Genomic DNA, 16,897 nt, shown 5'->3' with positions numbered 1-16,897 from the left:
TATATCTATTTTTTTAGTTTAGCGACTAATGCTTCGTCTGGCGTAACATAAAGGGTCTTTTGGCCTTCATAGATCACAAAGCCTGGTTTAGCCCCATTAGGCTTTCTAAGGTGCCGAACTTGCACATAGTCGACTGGAACATTGGCTGAGCCTCGAGCCTTAGAATAGTAAGCGGCTAGACCAGCGGCTTGTAGTAAAGTTTCCTCGGACGGCTGAGCACTATGCACGATCACATGTGAGCCAGGGATGTCTTTTACGTGGAGCCAATAGTGATTTTTTTGGGCTGTTTTTAACGATAAACGATCATTTTGCAAATTATTTTTACCGACTGAGATCTCGGTCCCGTCAGTAGCAACAAAGCTTTCTGGTTTGCTCAATTTAGGTTTACGCTTTTTTTGTTGTTTAGTTTGGGTCAGATAACCCGCTGTTTGTAATTCGAGTTCGATGTCATTTAGATCACTTGGCTGTGCTAACTCTAATTGCATCTGTACACTTTCTAAATAAGCGATCTCAGCTTTAGTTAAAGCTAATTGTTGCTCTATATGCGCAACTGCATTTTTAAGCTTTTGGTATTTTTTGAAATACTTTTGTGAGTTTTGAGCTGGGGAAAGTTGCGGTGAGAGAATGATCTCAACTGGCTTTTCATCATCATAATAATTAGGTAGGGTCACACTCGTTGAATTTGGCTTTACCTGGTAAAGATAAGTCGTCAGCAATTCGCCTTTGACCCGAAAACCATCAGCTTTATCCGTATTTTTGAGCTCTTTAGTCAATTTTTTGAGCTTAGTCTGATTTTTAGACAGTTCCTTTTTAACGACATGGATCAATTTTGCACCTTGGTGAGCGACACGATCGCGTACTGCTTTTTCTTGGTAGTAACTATCGAGCATCTCACTTAAAGTCGCAAACTCTTGTTGGGTCGTATGGTGCGTAAAGATATCAAAGGCTAGCTTATTTTTTTCGGTAAAGATATTAGCTTGGGGATGCTTAGTTTGTTCCAAAAAAGCGTTAAAACTAGCGCTTATATCTTGATCTTCGTGTAGCATCTTAGCTAATTGGAGGGCACTTTGCCGCGATAGACCTTGATAAGTCTTGATAAGTTGCGTAGCTAAGACTTCACGATTCGGATACTCTTTGACTAGCGCTAAATAAAGTTTATCTGGATCTGAAAAAGGATCAATTTTAGTTTGAGCCGGGGGCGTTTTATAGGTAGCCCCTGGTAAAAGGGTCCGATAACGGTTTTGATCCATCCCGACATGCTTTACCGTGTCTAAGATCTTATTGGTCTCTTGTTCGACTAAAATGATATTGCTATAACGTCCCATGATCTCAATACTTAAGACCAACGGCAACCGATCCCCGAGTTCATTTCGAGTCATAAAGTAGAAATTGAGAACTCTATCACAGTTCAATTGCTCCAGTTTAACGAGTTTAGCACCTTCTAAATACTTACGTAAGACCATCGTAAAATTAGTCGGGACTGGGGGATTAGTATAGGGGATCTCAGTGACCTGAACACGCGCATAATTGGGATGTGCCGATAATAAAACAGGATAATTATGGCGATTTTGGCGAATCGTTAGGATGACTTCATTGGCGTAGGGTTGCGAGATCTTCATCACGCGTCCATCTAAGAGAAGCTCATTTAATTCGTTAGCCATTGCACGGGTAAAAATACCATCAAATGCCATGTTAAAAGCCTCCTTTAAAAAAGTTTCACTTAATATTGTAGCCTTTATTTCAGAAAAGAGCAAAGTTATCTGTGTAAAGTTGGCTATCTAAATGATATAATTTATTTTTAAAGCCCGTTTGAAGTGGCTTATTGAACGCGCACAAGTAAGAACTGTGCTAGTAACTAGCTTATTTGTGTGTTATGATAGGATTTGCAATAATAATTAAAGTAGGTGTAATTTTATGAAAATAGCTGTTGTTACCGACAGTACAGCCTATCTCAGCGCAGAACAGATCAAAGAAAATGATATCCATATCGTTCCTATCCCGTTTATTCTCGATGGTAAAAGCTATGATGAAGGTATTGATATTACTACTGAAGAATTTTATGAAAAGCTACGGACTTCGGAAACTTTCCCTAGTACCTCACAACCACCGATCGGCAAATTGATCGAACTTTACGAGTCCTTAGGTGACCAAGACTATGATGCCGTGATCAGCATTCATTTAGCAGGTACGATCTCAGGGCTAGTTCAAACTTTGGAAACGGTCAAAGACACAGTCGATAATATCCAAGTTGTACCTGTGGATTCTGAGATCACCGTTATGTTGATGGGTTACTTAGCGATCGAAGCAGCTCGGATGGCTAAACAAGGTAAAGACCTAGATGAGATCTTAGCTCGTTTAGATCATTTAAAGAAAACGACCAATGAATATTTTGTCGTTGACGACCTACAAAACTTAGTGCGTGGTGGTCGCTTATCTAATGCTGCAGCTTTTGTCGGTAGTGTCTTTAAGATCAAACCGATCTTGACTTTTGATGATGAGACCGACAAGATCGTAGCTTTTGATAAAGTTCGTTCATCTAAACGTGCTTTAAAACGCGTAGAAGATCTATTTGAAGAAGATACAAAAGATCTAACTTATCCGATCAAGATGCTCGTGATCCACGCTAACAACGAAGAAGCAGCTAAAGAATGGCAAGCTAAACTTGCTAAAAAATATCCAAACAATTCGATCGAGATCAGCTATTTTGGGCCTGTTATCGGGACGCATTTAGGTGAAAATGCACTCGCACTTGGTTGGATGGAAGATATCGATAAATAATAATATATGTTTTAAACTGGATCGGTAGTATGACCTATCCAGTTTTTTGAGGAGGAGCTGATTTTATGAAAAAAATCGATTTAGGCTTGAAAGCTAGTTCTGACCCTGAACAGATCAAGGATCGTCTACAATATCAGCCTAATGTCTTTGAATTCTACACCGCTGAAAACGACTTTACTAGGGATGGACTAAAGCGTCTGGCCTATGGTATCGATCAAGTCAAAGATGCGGGAATAAATCATATCGTATTACATCACCCCATGCGTTACCGGGAGTATTTTACTGAACTTTTGACACCCGAAGCTAAATTGCCAGAATTGTATCGATTTATTGAGCAAAGTTCCTTAGATTTGTTACAATTAGCTTATGACAAAAATGTTCAAGTGTTGATCCATGGGTCTTATTCGCGCCAAACGGCTGAATTTCTCAGTTTATATCCTGATTTAGCGCATGCTGAAGAATACGTTTTTAAGCGCTTAGACCATTTTAAAGATCTCGGTAAAGAGCATGTGATGTTTGAAAATTCGATCTCACCGGTATTTTATTATGGGGATGAAGCGTTAGATGCCAAGATCTTAGCTCATGATTATCGCTTAGCCTTTGATACATCGCATTGCTTTATCAAGTGGCAGGGGGATAACGCTAAATTAATGACCGCCTTAGCTCGTTTGAAGCAAAATATCGTTCATTATCATTTAGTTGACTCATTAGGGCAAACACATGATAGCTTAGAACTTGGTAAGGGAAAGATCGCTTGGGAAAATATCTTACCTCTACTGAATGAAGATGCGACCAATATCTTTGAGATCGTCTTAAAAGATCAGACCAATGCTTTGGAACAAGTTAACAGCTTTAAATACTTAAAAACGTTGGAGGAAAAACTAGATGTCAACATTTAAAAATATCATGGGATGGGTCTGGCCCGTTGTTATCGGACTACTTATCGCACTTTTGATCAATACATTCCTATTATCATTGGTCAAAGTCGATGGCTTATCGATGTATCCCAATCTACAAAATAACGAACGTGTGATCATGTTAAAACATGCTGAGATAAAACGTGATACTGTCGTTGTTTTCAGTGCTAAAGGCGTCGATAACCGTCCTGGTGTGACCGACGTTACAAAATACGTCAAGCGGGTCATCGGTTTGCCTGGTGACAAGATCGAATACAAAAATGATGGTAAACTCTATGTTAACGGAAAATTCCAATCTCAAGGGTATATCACTACTGAGCAACAAAAAGAAGGAACTTTATCGATCGCAAGTGCCGAAGATAAAGGTGTGACACTTGGTACTGGACGTTCATTCACGGTCCCTAAAGATGAGTACTTTGTTTTAGGTGATAATCGTGAAGTCTCCAATGACAGCCGCTCCTATGGCTTTGTCCCGCGTTCTAAGATCTTAGGCGTTGTCAAAGTTCCATTTTGGAATGATGCCCACGAATATATCAATTCATATGGTGATTAACTAATATCGACCTCAAGTCAAGTGGCTTAGGGTCGATATTTTTTATTTTAGACGATTTATATGCTAAAATTTGTTCAATATCTTTTAGAAAGTAGGAATGTTTATGCTGATACCCGCACGTTTGAAACAAAATGATGAGATCAGGATCATTACTCCTAGCCGGACACTTGATTGTGTCGGTGGGCTTGCTGCTAATCAAATAGCACAGGAAAAATTGACCCAGATGGGATTTAAGGTCACTTTTGGTGATCACCTCAGGGATGACTTTAGATGGCACTAACAGCATTTCTGAGCGGATAGAGGATATTCATGCGGCATTTAGCGATCCTAATGTCAAAGCGATCCAAACAGTGATCGGTGGGTTTACCTCAAACGAGTTATTACCATACCTAGATTTTGATCTGATAGCCAATAATCCCAAGATCATCTGTGGTTTTTCTGATTTCACGGCGCTGGCTAATGCGATCACAGCTAAAACAGGGCTAGTTACCTACTATGGACCCGCTTACATAACGCTGAAAATGCTGGATAAAGCAGGGGCTTATCAAGATAACAATTTCCTACAAGCACTGACCAAAAAGCATTACGAGCTCCGACCATCACAGACCTGGTCAAGCGATGAATGGTTTTTATCCGACAGCAAGCGGACATTTTATCCAACTGATTGGAAGATTTATACACCAGGACGTGTCCGTGGTGTAACAGTTGGGGGGCAATGTCAACACGTTGTTTTTATTAGCCGGAACGCAATACCAACCAGATTTTGAGGATAAGATAATTTTGCTTGAATTTGCAGATGATGGTGAAACTTGGCTCGACTTTTCTAGGTTGTTAGCTCAAGTGTTACAACTAGCTAAACGGCCACGCGCGCTTTTATTAGGGCGTTTTCCCAAAATATCACAGATGACAGAGCAACGCTTGTTATACGTCTTGGACAAATTTCCGGTCCTAAAAGGGATACCTGTAATGTATGATCTAGATTTTGGACATACACAGCCAATATTTACGATCCCGCTAGGTCAAGAAGTCTGGCTCGATACTGATGAGCTAGTGATCAAGGTCTAGCTAAAATAAACAGTTATGTATATAATACTAACTGTTTATTTTAGCTACCAAAACTACTTTTTATAATGTATATTATGTAAACTAGAATATATTGGGCGAATGTCAATAAAAAGTGCAACAATTTAAACAAATCTTGAACATTGTTTTTGAATATATATTTATCTACCCTACCATTTTTCGGCATCTTTAAGTCTCCCCAATTCTCTTTTGAACGCTTCTCGACAAGTTTTAAATCCATGCAATTTCTTAGGACGGTCATTTAGTTCATTTACGTAAGTTTTAAGTTCTGCTTGAGATAATTTTGAAAAAGACGTTTTCTTTGGAATATACTCTCTCAGAAGCCCATTTAAATTTTCATTTGATCCTCGCTCATGTGGCGCATATGGATGCGCAAAATACACATGTACACCGTAATTCTCAATCTGCCTTACCAATGTACTATTCGCAAATTCTGTACCGTGATCGCATGTTATAGATTTAGCGTATTCCCCGTATAATGACATGAACGTGTCGATTGCTGGGATAAGAGCTATGCCAGATCTTGATTTAATTTTTACCGCAAATAAAAGACGTGTTTTCCGTTCGCTAAACGTAGCTATAACATCTTTACTGCCACGTTTTGGAAGAATTGTATCTAACTCCCAATGCCCAAATTCTGAACGATCATTGGCTTCTTTAGGGCGTAATTCAATAGATCTGTTCTTTATCAATTCACGATTCAATTCGTTCTCTGATGCACGCACCCTTTTTCCTTTTCTTCTACGTTTTCTGCGCAAATCAGAACGTTTTAGCTTAAGTTTTCCTAGATATATCCAGTTATAAATTGTGTTCGTGGATACAGTCACGTCTTTTGTACCGCAAGCAATTTGCTCAGGAGAATACTTCTTCAGTAGATATTTGTTTATCTTTCGGCTATTGTAGCTACTGTATAAACTCCTTCTACCCACATTTTGCTTTCTTCTCCTAGACTTCAGTTCTGCGCTTCTAGCATTATATCGCAGGATCTTCATTCTTTTTTTAGGCATAAACTCCTTATAATCATCAAAGTCCTGCGTTCTTCGTATCTCCCTAGATATAGTGCTCCTGTGTCTCCCTAATACCCTAGCTATATCAGCCATCCGCTTTCCTTGATTCCATAACAACTCGATCTTAGCTCTCTCTTCTAAAGTTAAATGTGTATAGACCATACCATACTCCTTAAAACTAATAAACATACATATTATGAATAAACTACTAATCTCCAAAATTTTATTATATCAAAGTTACTTACAGTTTTAGTAATTTAAAATATTAATATAATAAGGTATATTTACAATATGTTGCAATTAATTTTGCTATCCAGGACTAGAATATATTGGGTGAATATCAATATTAACTGCAAAAAAAAGCCGACCTACTCTCCTGGTCAGCCAATATCTAATTTAAATATGTAACCACCTTCGTTAGATACCTAACGCCCAGCGCAAAAGTGCTATCGCTATAAAAAATAGTATACCGTACCAAAGCAAACTAAAAATGCAACCAACTACGCTTGCATAGGTCAGCATTATCAAAAATCCGATCCAAAACAAGCTGAACAGACAGCCCATGAAATTCGTGAATGACTCTATGATCCCATAAAAGAATCGCAAAAAATATCGCCTCCTTTGATTCCAGTCTATTACGTTACCCCTTCACTTTTATATCCCAACAACACTATATCTAAATATATTAATATATTTAAGGGACAATTACCAGTAAACTACAAAAGGTCAGCCTACTAGCTTGCAGGCTGACCGAGATAGATTCAAATTTTCAAGTACACAAGTTTTAGCTCATTATTTAGTAGTTACAGTCGTTTGTTTTACCTTATTAGTTTTTGGATCGAAGTAAGTTAAATGTGATTTACGTAACTTACTCTTTTTAGAATCACTCTGTTGGTAATTATTGTTATATAGTGCAGCTTCCCAATTACCATACATCTGATTAGGTAAAATGATGTATTTATCCCCAAATTGCGCCGCATTTTGCATAACATCATTTGTGCGTTTTGCGACAGTGTTTTCGGCTGGATCGTTAAAATCAGAAAGATTATCGCCAAACAGCATGATAACATCAGCCTTTTGTGCCACTTGTTGGCGCCGTTGTTCTTTAGTCTTATCTTGCTTTTGTTTGAGCAAGATATGCTCACGATCGGCTTGTGGCAACCCTTCGGCCGTTAAATTCTTGATCGTTGCCTTTAATTGGCTCTGTTCCCGATCGCTGACATAATAAATTTGAACTCCTTGCTCATTAGCATAATTCAAAAAGTCTTTTGCTCCTGGTACAGCCTTAGCCTTAGCCGCTCTGACCCACTGATCCCAACCATGGGGATAGGATCTATTATTTAAAGCGTTATACGCCTGATATGGTGAATTGTCTAGGACCGTTTCATCAATATCTAAAATGATAGCTTTCGGCTTTTCTGACGGAGTTGCAAGCTTAGTTGCCAGATTATTGCGAGCAACATTATACCCCTGCAAATACAACGCCTTTACTTCAGCTGAAGTTTGATACCATGCAACTGCCATCGTGTTTTGGTCGCCCAAATTCGTCTTAGCCTGCGCCGTTGACATCCCTAGTAGCATAAAAGCCACGAAACTTAAAATGATCTTTTTGATCTTCAAAATTTCTCCTCCAATTTATTGCGAGGTAAAACTTGTGTACAAGATGTATTTTAACGATTTATTTATTTGAATACAACACAAGTTTTTTATGTAAATTACTCAAACATTTGTTAAGCCGTTAAAAAAGTGTAATAATATCTATAAGACTAATTTTAAGGAGAATTTATCATATGAATGGACGTTTGCTCTTTGCACTTGGCTTGTTACTAAGTGTTATCTTACTGGTGATCGGGAATTTAGCCACATTACCGCTAATTTCTTTGATCGGTTATGGCCTAATGAGCTTAATGTTTTTGATCGCCGGTTTTACAATGGCTATTTTGCGCCATACTGGTGCTTTGACTGCTAATGAAAAAAATGTCGCTTGGGATGAAGCACCTGGTGAATTAAAGGCAATGACTATGGTGATTGGTCTAGGCTTTTTAGCGGCTGGGGTCTTTGTTATTTTCAATTATATCTTCTGATCATTATTGAATTTATGTTCAAAAGCCAGTACAATAGAACGTATTGCTTTTTAGAGGAGGAATTTTTTTGTCAGAGACATTAAAGATCATTTTGATGTTGATCATTGGCTATCTTTTAGGCTCCATCCCATCAGGTGTTTGGATCGGGAAGCTGATGTATGGTAAAGATGTTCGCGATTACGGTAGTGGTAATATGGGAACGACCAATACATTTCGGGTCCTAGGAAAAAAAGCTGGGACGATCGTTTTATTGATGGATATATTTAAAGGAACTTTAGCTGCCCTATTACCTTTCCTATTTCATTCCACTGCTAACCCACTATTGATCGGTCTGGCAGCGATCGTTGGGCATGTCTTTCCGATTTTTGCCGGTTTTAAGGGTGGTAAGGCTGTTGCTACGAGTGTGGGTGTCTTATTAGTTTATAATCCATTATTCTTTGTTATTGCTTGGCTGATCTTTTTAGTAACACTTTACATCTCCAGTATGGTCAGTGTCGCTAGCATGCTAGGCTTTTTACTGATCACGATCGTATCATTTTTCTTTAAAGATGCCCTACTTTCAGTCGTTGCGATCACTTTAACGATTTTTGTCTTTGTTCGCCACTACGGTAACATTGAACGGATCAAAAATGGGACTGAAAACATGGTACCATTTGGCCTAGGTTATAAGCGTCGACAACAAAAACAAAATAAATAAAAGCGTATCTTTGGGGCTACAGTTACCCAGATACGCTTTTTTTGTGTGCTATAATGAAGTTGAGGTGATATTATAATGGCAGTTATGCTTGAAAATGAAAAATTACGCGTCGTGATCAATGAACACGGGGCTGAATTAGCTAGTTTGATCTCTAAGGAAAATGGGTTTGAATATATGTGGAGTGGCGATAGTAAGTACTGGAAACGGCACTCAGCGGTTCTTTTCCCGATCGAAGGACGTTTAAAAGATGATACATATCAAGTTGATGGAACAAGCTATCACTTGACACAACACGGTTTTGCCCGTGATATGGATTTTGAGATCTTACATCAAGCTCCAACTGAAGTTTGTTTTGAATTACGCTCTAATGAACAGACCCTTGAAAAATATCCTTTCGAGTTTGTTTTGCAAGTTCAATATAATTTGACACAAACTAAGCTTGAAGTAAGCTACCGCGTGATCAATCCAAGTACTAAAGAAATGTATTTTGGCTTAGGTGCACACCCTGCTTTTTCAACTAAACTAAAAGCAACCGATACTTATCAAGATTACGAAGTTCGCCTAAGTCCTAAAGAGAGTTATCCGCGCATCCCGCTGGTCGATGGTTTTATCGATCTAGAACACATCACGACTGGCGCAGCAACCTTGCCCGTTAGCCATGATCTATTTATAAATGATGCTCTTATCTATGATCTCGCCCAAGAACCAAATGAGATCAGCTTAGTAAGTAAACACCATGGCCATGGCGTAACGATCACAACGACTGATGCTAAAGCAATGGGTATCTGGTCAAGTTACCCAGCTGAAGGTGATTTTGTTTGCCTCGAACCTTGGTGGGCTTTATCTGATACTTTGGATACTGATGGCGATTTTAAAACAAAATATGCGATCAATAAGTTAAATGGACAACAAGTTTTTGAAGCTAACTACACGATCGATACTTTCTAACTAGATAATAAAAAAAACAGCACTTCCATATAAATTGGAAGTGCTGTTTTCGTGTTATTATCGAACTATATAAGGTACATTTCAAAATATAATTCGGCAAACTCTCGAAAACCCCCGAGGAAAAACTTTTAAGTATCACCGAAACGTTCGGACTATAGGATATATTGACTAAGATCCTTATCAGCCACGATCTTACCTACTTTTTCTTCAACATACGCTTCTGTGATCGTGATCTCACCCATTTGCATGTCTGGTCCTTCAAAGAGTAAATCTTCGAGTAATTTTTCTAAGATCGTGTGTAAGCGGCGTGCTCCGATATTATCGGTCTCATGGTTTACACGATAGGCGATCTCGGCGATTTTTTCGATCGCTTCGATCGTAAATGTGACCTTAATGTTATCAGTCCCAATGATCGCAATATATTGCTTGATCAATGCGTTATTAGGTTCAGTCAAGATCTTAACGAAATCGTCTTTACTCAAGTCTTCTAATTCAACTCGGATCGGGAAACGTCCTTGTAATTCAGCGATCAGATCGCTTGGTTTACTTTGAGCAAATGCACCTGAAGTGATAAACAAGATGTGATCGGTCTTAATGATCCCGTACTTAGTTTTGATCTGCGAACCTTCAACGATCGGTAAGATATCACGTTGGACCCCTTCACGTGAGACTTCACCTGCATTTTGTTGCGATTTTGAAGTTATCTTATCGATCTCGTCGATAAAGATGATCCCAGTATTTTCTGCACGTTTGATCGCTGCATTAGCTGCATCAGCAGTATTCATCAGTTTTTCTGATTCTTCACGCACAAATACTTCACGAGCTTCTTTGACTGGCATCGTGCGGGTCACCATCCGTTTAGGTGCTAGTGAACCTAATGTATCCGATAGATCTAAGCCCATTTGGCCTAACATTCCATCAGCACCTTGGAATTTTTGGGCAGGATCTTCCATTTGGATCGTAACTTCTTCATTTTCAAGTAAGCCACGTTGGAGTTTTTCAGCCACACTGGAGCGTTCACGTTTAACGCCCTCGGTTACGGTTTCGTTTTCTTCAGCACCTTGCATCCCTGGCATGTTTGGCATTTTACCACTTTGGAGATCACGCATGAACTGCATGAAGTTTTCTTGTTCATTTTGACGGGTTTGTTGTTTTTGAGCTGGAACTAATAATTTTACTAAGCGTTTATCTGCTTTTTGGACAGCTTGACTTCTGACCTTTTTAAAGAGTTCATCTTGTTCCATCTTGTAAGCAACTTCGACTAGATCACGCACCATTGATTCAACATCGCGACCAACGTAACCAACTTCAGTAAATTTTGTTGCTTCGACTTTGATGAATGGTGCATCAACGATTTTAGCCAAACGACGCGCGATCTCAGTCTTACCCACCCCAGTAGGCCCGATCATCATGAGGTTTTTAGGGGTGATCTCTTCTTGCATGTCTTCGGGCAATTGCATTCGACGGTAACGGTTACGTAAAGCGATCGAGATCGCTTTTTTAGCCTGATCTTGGCCAATAACATGATTATCTAATTCAGCTACGATTTGTTTAGGTGTTTTTTCACTATGTTCCATAGAAATCTGTCACTCCTTGATTAAAGTTCTTCTACGATGATATTGTGATTGGTGAAAATATCAATATCACCAGCGATCGAGATCGCATTTTGAGCGATCTGAGCTGCACTTAGATCTTTAGCATAAGCTGTCATCGCTTTAGCTGCTGCAAAGGCGTAATTTCCACCAGAACCGATCGCTAAAACATTATCATCAGGTTCGATGACTTCACCTGATCCTGAGACCAATAGTAAGTTTTCTTTATCCATCACTATCAATAAGGCTTCAAGTTTTTGCAAAGCTTGGTCGCTGCGCCATTCTTGGGCCAATTCAACAGCTGCTCGTTGTAAATTTCCGCTATATTGATTGAGCTTTTTTTCAAATCTATCTTCCAAGTTAAAAGCATCAGCAACGCTTCCAGCAAAACCAACTACGACTTTATTATCGTAGATCCGCCTAACTTTACGAGCAGAACCTTTCATGATGACTTTTTCGCCCATGGTAACTTGACCATCCCCGGCCATCGCAGTATGCCCATTGTGGCGCACAGCACAGATCGTAGTTGCGTGAAATGAAACAGACATGTAAATTCCTCCTAAATTTACGCTCGTGGAAAGAACTTCCGATAATCTCGTTGTAAGTGTTCCGGCGTAACGTGTGTATATATTTGTGTGGTCGATAAACTACTATGGCCTAAAAGTTCTTGGACCGCTCGTAGATCTGCCCCATTACTCAACAAATGTGTGGCAAAGGTATGCCGCAATTCATGGGGATGGATCGTGCTCGAAAGCGAACTGCGCTTAACGATCTGGTCTAAAACATAAGAGACACCAGCAGCTGTCAAGGGATCACCATGATGGTTCACAAAAACATGATCATGGTCACGTTTGTATTTAGCCATCAGTGGCTTACGTGACTTCGCCAAATAACGTTTAAGTGAAGTATAACAGTATGACCCAAATGGCACATACCGATCCTTGCGTCCCTTTCCGTGAAGAAGCATCGTTTTTAGTTCAAAGTCGATATCTTCAAGCTTGAGCCCAGTACACTCACTGAGCCGCATCCCTGTCGAATAAAGTGTTTCAAGCAGGGCGTTATCGCGTAACGAAAGCTTATCCGGGCGCCTTGTTTCCTCAAATAAAAGCTCGAGTTCTTTTTCATAAAAGAACCGTGGCAAGCGCCGTGGATTTTGTTTGATCTGCACATATGCAAAAGGATCTTTAGTCACATATCCATTGCGCAACAAAAAACGATAAAACGCCCGTAGACTTGAGACTTTACGCGAAATGCTACTCATTTTGAGATCTTTATCGTAAAGCTCACTCATAAAGACATGAACATCAAAAGTCGTGATCGCTGCAAATGATTTAGGATGACCACTGTCAGCTAAAAATTGCTCAAATTCAGTAACATCTTCTAAATAAGCAGTGATCGTCTTAGGCGAATATTGGCGTTCGACGCGAAGATATTCTTTAAATTCTGTGATCCACTTTTTTTCCATTTGCTTGCTCCTTCACCTATCTAAAGCTATTTTCTAATATTGGTCAATGTTAGTCAAGCTCCTAAATACGTATATGTCTAAAACTTTTAAACTTTCTTAAGGTTAGACGTTTGAGATATCTCTTCGTCTATGAACATGTATATTCTAAAACGAAAGTATGTTCGCGTAAAGTGATAAGCACACTAAAAAACTCGTACATCTCACACGAGAAATACGAGTTTTTATTCTTTCTTTAAATATCAGCTGTTGTTTTAAATTCTTCTAAAACAGCTAACGCACGCTGTGATAAAGCTAAATTGCGTTCGCGTTTTTCACGGATACGTTTTTCCAAACGTGGGATGATCCCAAAGTTTGCATTGATCGGTTGGAAATGCTTAGGACTAGCATGGGTGATATAGTGAGCCATTGCCCCCATCATCGTTTCTTCTGGGAAAACGACTGGTTCTTTACCTTGAGCGATCAAGGCTGCATTGATCCCTGCATAAAGTCCGCTAGCTGCACTTTCAACATAGCCTTCGACACCTGTCATTTGACCTGCAAATAATAGATCAGCACGCTTTTTAGTTTGATATGTTGCATTTAAAAATTCTGGTGAACGCAAGTAAGTATTGCGATGCATCACACCATAACGGACAAATTGAGCATTTTCTAGCCCTGGGATCATTGAAAAGACCCGTTTTTGTTCGCCCCACTTGAGATGCGTCTGGAACCCAACAAGGTTATATAAGTTACCCGCAGCATTGTCTTGCCGTAATTGAACGGCGGCAAAAGGTTCTTTACCCGTTTTAGGGTCTTCTAGGCCAACTGGTTTTAAAGGACCAAAAAGCATCGTCTTTTCACCACGCGAAGCCATTTGTTCGATCGGCATACAGCCCTCAAAGAATTTTTGATCTTCAAAGTCATGTAATTCAGCCATCTCAGCATTGATCAACTCATGATAAAAATTGTAGAATTCTTCTTCTGTCATTGGACAGTTGAGATAAGCTGCTTCGCCTTTATCGTAACGTGATTTCAAATAGATCTTATCCATATCAAGGGATGATTTTTCAACGATCGGAGCAGCGGCATCATAGAAATATAGACCTTCATCGTCGGTTAAACGCTTGATCGCTTGCGCCAATGGATCAGAAGTCAATGGTCCAGTCGCAATGACCGTTAATCCTTCTGGGATCTCAGTCAATTCTTCTCGGATAACTTCCACATTAGGATGATTTGTCAATTTTTCTGTGATCGCACTCGAGAACGTTTCGCGGTCAACGGCTAACGCTCCACCAGCGGGAACGTTATGTGTATCGGCTGCCTCCATGATGATCGAATCTAAGCGCCGCATCTCTTCTTTTAACAACCCCGCACCATTTGTTAATTGATTTGCACGCAACGAGTTAGTGCAGACCAATTCAGCAAAATTTTGTGTATGGTGGGCTGGGGTCTTTTTCTCAGGCCTCATTTCATAAAGTCGAACCTTGAGGCCACGTTTGGCGATCTGCCAAGCAGCTTCACTGCCGGCTAAACCGGCACCAATAACATTAATGCTAGTAGTTGTCATTATTTTACTCCTTAGTTATTTTTGAATGGCTTCTTCATAGTCACCATTTGGACACTTAACTTGTTGTCCCTTTTTCGTCTTTTTATAGACTAGATAGTGGTCACATTTAGGGCAATTTCTACCGACCGGCTTGTCCCAAGAAACAAACTCGCAGTCTGGATACCGCGAACAGCCATAGAAAACACGATTCTTCTTGGATTTACGTTCAACAACTTGTCCCTTGCCACAAACTGGGCATTTTACCCCGATCTGTTTGATGATTGCTTGGGTGTTACGGCAATCTGGGAACCGGCTACAAGCGTAAAACTTACCATAGCGTCCCATTTTGACGACCATTGGGGCACCACAGATCTCACAGTTAAAACCAGCTGGTTCATCTTTGATCGTGACCTTAGCTAATTTTTCAGAAGCTTCTTTGACCTCATCAGAGAATGGTTGATAAAATTCGTCGATAATGGAGACCCATTCTTGTTTACCTTCTTCGATCTCATCTAGCTGTCCTTCCAAATTAGCCGTAAAATCAACATCTAAGATATCAGGGAAGCATTCCTGGATCATCTTATCAACGATCTCACCTAATTCCGTTGGTTCGAATTTACGGGCAGCTAATTTTACATAGTAACGCTTTTGGATGACATTTAGCGTTGGCGCATACGTTGAAGGACGTCCGACCCCATTTTCTTCGAGCGTCTTGATCAAACTAGCTTCAGTATAACGAGCTGGTGGTAAGGTGAAGTGTTGATTGGGTTGATTTTTGACCATTAAAACTTCATCAGCTTCTTTTAGGTCTGGTAAGACATTATCTTTGCGCTTGGATTCAGCATAGACCTTAGTAAAACCATCAAATTTTAGTTTTGATCCATTTGCACGATAAGTCACACCATTTTGCGTTAGATCGACGCGCATCGTATCGACAATCGCCGGTGTCATCTGACTTGCCACAAACCGTGACCAGATCAAAGAATAGAGTTTCATTTGATCTTTAGTCAAATATTTCTCGATCGATTTAGGGGTCCGCATAACTGAAGAAGGTCGGATCGCTTCATGGGCGTCTTGTGCTCCTTCAGATAGTTTAGCCTTACGCGGCTTTAAAGCTGCATACTCTTCACCATATTCTTCATGAATAAAGGTCGAAGCTTCATGCTTTGCTACACTAGAGATCCGTGTTGAGTCGGTCCGCATATACGTGATCAACCCAACAGCACCGCCACGGCCTAAACTGATCCCTTCATAGAGTTGTTGGGCCACCATCATCGTCTTTTGTGTCTTGAATTTCAATGTGTTGTTTGCAGTCTGTTGCAACGTCGAAGTCGTAAATGGTGGCTGTGGCATCCGTTTACGTTCCTTCTTAGTAACACTTGAAACAGTAAATGGCTTCTTAGTGTCTAACTTAGCTAAAACATTTTGCACTGCTTCGTTGTTCTTTAGCTCAGCTTTCTTGCCGTCTAAGCCATAGAAACTAGCATCGAATTTAGCTTTATCCTTTTTGAATTGAGCATCTAAAGTCCAATATTCTTCAGGCTTAAAAGCTTTGATCTCTTGTTCACGTTGAATGATCAAGTTTAAAGCGATCGATTGCACACGCCCAGCTGATAGCCCTTTTTTGATCTTAGCCCATAATAGTGGTGAGATCGAGTAACCTACTAAACGATCAAGAACCCGCCTAGCTTGTTGAGCATCAACTAAATTCATATCGATCGCCCGTGGGTTTTTAAAAGCATTTTTAACCGCATCTTTAGTGATCTCATTGAACACGACCCGGTTTTTATCTTTTGGATCAAGCCCTAAAAGATAGGATAAGTGCCATGCGATCGCTTCTCCTTCACGGTCCGGATCGGCTGCGAGATAAACGTGAGCAGCCTTTTTGGCTTCTTTTCTCAGTTCTTTTATCACATCACCTTTACCGCGGATCGAAATGTAATGTGGTTCGTAGTTATTTTCAACATCGACCCCCATCTTACTCTTAGGTAAGTCACGAATATGCCCTAAACTAGCCATAACTTTATAGCGTGAGCCTAAATATTTTTCGATCGTTTTAGCCTTAGAAGGTGATTCCACGATCACTAAATTTTTTTTTACTTTGCGTTTTGTTTTCTTTTTGGTAGCAGTCCCAGTTGTAGACCTCGGCATACCAACAACTCCCTCATAATATAGTCTTGATTTAAAAATATCTGCTGACACGATCGATCGACCAGTCACGAAATTCGATACTCATGTTATGCTATTT

Annotated in this window: 14 protein-coding genes and 1 pseudogene; 7 read left to right on the top strand and 8 right to left on the bottom strand. The window is 39.9% G+C overall.

The genetic code is table 11. The features are described 5' to 3' along the window. Positions 1-5: 5 nt before the first annotated feature. Positions 6-1,691, bottom strand: coding sequence for an NFACT RNA binding domain-containing protein (locus GSR62_RS04755; protein ID WP_010689050.1), 1,686 nt, complete (start codon positions 1,689-1,691; stop codon positions 6-8). 223 nt (positions 1,692-1,914) lie between these two features. Here GSR62_RS04755 and GSR62_RS04750 point away from each other — a divergent pair, with 223 nt between their 5' ends. The 4 genes and pseudogenes from GSR62_RS04750 (at position 1,915) to GSR62_RS04735 (ending at position 5,313) form a co-directional block, all read left to right on the top strand. Further along, on the top strand, positions 1,915-2,778 hold the full coding sequence (locus tag GSR62_RS04750; RefSeq protein WP_066023917.1) for a DegV family protein: 864 nt from the start codon (positions 1,915-1,917) through the stop codon (positions 2,776-2,778). 65 nt (positions 2,779-2,843) lie between these two features. Next, on the top strand, positions 2,844-3,677 hold the full coding sequence (locus GSR62_RS04745) for a TIM barrel protein (RefSeq protein WP_010689048.1): 834 nt from the start codon (positions 2,844-2,846) through the stop codon (positions 3,675-3,677). Beyond that, positions 3,664-4,248 (top strand): signal peptidase I, encoded by a 585-nt coding sequence (lepB, locus tag GSR62_RS04740; protein WP_066023916.1) that lies wholly within the window; start codon positions 3,664-3,666, stop codon positions 4,246-4,248. Before GSR62_RS04745 ends, lepB begins: the two co-directional genes overlap by 14 nt. Before the next feature lie 103 nt (positions 4,249-4,351). Continuing rightward, a pseudogene (locus tag GSR62_RS04735) lies at positions 4,352-5,313 on the top strand (S66 family peptidase). Positions 5,314-5,480: 167 nt separating this feature from the next. On the opposite strand, the gene GSR62_RS04730 reads toward GSR62_RS04735, so the two are convergent. Both GSR62_RS04730 and GSR62_RS04725 read right to left on the bottom strand, forming a co-directional pair. Then, positions 5,481-6,500 carry an IS30 family transposase gene (locus GSR62_RS04730; protein WP_010689043.1) on the bottom strand — a complete coding sequence of 340 codons (1,020 nt, stop codon included), beginning with the start codon at positions 6,498-6,500 and terminating at the stop codon, positions 5,481-5,483. A gap of 630 nt (positions 6,501-7,130) precedes the next feature. Further along, on the bottom strand, positions 7,131-7,958 hold the full coding sequence (locus GSR62_RS04725) for a 5'-nucleotidase, lipoprotein e(P4) family (RefSeq protein ID WP_136344399.1): 828 nt from the start codon (positions 7,956-7,958) through the stop codon (positions 7,131-7,133). 170 nt (positions 7,959-8,128) lie between these two features. Between GSR62_RS04725 and GSR62_RS04720 the strand changes: the two genes are divergently transcribed. From GSR62_RS04720 to GSR62_RS04710, 3 genes are all read left to right on the top strand, one after another. Next, a complete protein-coding gene (locus GSR62_RS04720) occupies positions 8,129-8,422 on the top strand; it encodes a hypothetical protein (protein WP_010689041.1) in 294 nt (97 codons plus the stop codon). A 94-nt stretch (positions 8,423-8,516) separates the two neighbouring features. Further along, a complete protein-coding gene (plsY, locus tag GSR62_RS04715) occupies positions 8,517-9,119 on the top strand; it encodes a glycerol-3-phosphate 1-O-acyltransferase PlsY (RefSeq protein ID WP_033193018.1) in 603 nt (200 codons plus the stop codon). Positions 9,120-9,194: 75 nt separating this feature from the next. Continuing rightward, positions 9,195-10,067: an aldose 1-epimerase family protein gene (locus GSR62_RS04710; RefSeq protein ID WP_066023896.1), complete on the top strand. Its 873-nt coding sequence runs from the start codon at positions 9,195-9,197 to the stop codon at positions 10,065-10,067. 152 nt (positions 10,068-10,219) lie between these two features. Here the strand turns inward: GSR62_RS04710 and hslU are convergent, their stop codons facing one another. From hslU to topA, 5 genes are all read right to left on the bottom strand, one after another. Beyond that, positions 10,220-11,644: an ATP-dependent protease ATPase subunit HslU gene (gene hslU, locus GSR62_RS04705; protein WP_066023895.1), complete on the bottom strand. Its 1,425-nt coding sequence runs from the start codon at positions 11,642-11,644 to the stop codon at positions 10,220-10,222. 20 nt (positions 11,645-11,664) lie between these two features. After that, positions 11,665-12,207, bottom strand: coding sequence for an ATP-dependent protease subunit HslV (gene hslV / locus GSR62_RS04700; RefSeq protein ID WP_010689035.1), 543 nt, complete (start codon positions 12,205-12,207; stop codon positions 11,665-11,667). 17 nt (positions 12,208-12,224) lie between these two features. Then, the gene (gene xerC / locus GSR62_RS04695) at positions 12,225-13,124 is read right to left on the bottom strand and encodes a tyrosine recombinase XerC (protein WP_035448306.1); all 900 of its coding nucleotides are present in this window, start codon (positions 13,122-13,124) and stop codon (positions 12,225-12,227) included. A gap of 232 nt (positions 13,125-13,356) precedes the next feature. Then, positions 13,357-14,670 carry an FADH(2)-oxidizing methylenetetrahydrofolate--tRNA-(uracil(54)-C(5))-methyltransferase TrmFO gene (gene trmFO, locus GSR62_RS04690; protein WP_066023894.1) on the bottom strand — a complete coding sequence of 438 codons (1,314 nt, stop codon included), beginning with the start codon at positions 14,668-14,670 and terminating at the stop codon, positions 13,357-13,359. Positions 14,671-14,685: 15 nt separating this feature from the next. After that, a complete protein-coding gene (gene topA, locus GSR62_RS04685; RefSeq protein WP_066023893.1) occupies positions 14,686-16,800 on the bottom strand; it encodes a type I DNA topoisomerase in 2,115 nt (704 codons plus the stop codon). Positions 16,801-16,897 lie beyond the last annotated feature (97 nt).

The sequence above is a fragment of the Ligilactobacillus animalis genome, from assembly GCF_009933595.1.
Lineage (GTDB): Bacteria > Bacillota > Bacilli > Lactobacillales > Lactobacillaceae > Ligilactobacillus > Ligilactobacillus animalis.
This window is presented reverse-complemented; position numbering and strand designations above follow the sequence as displayed.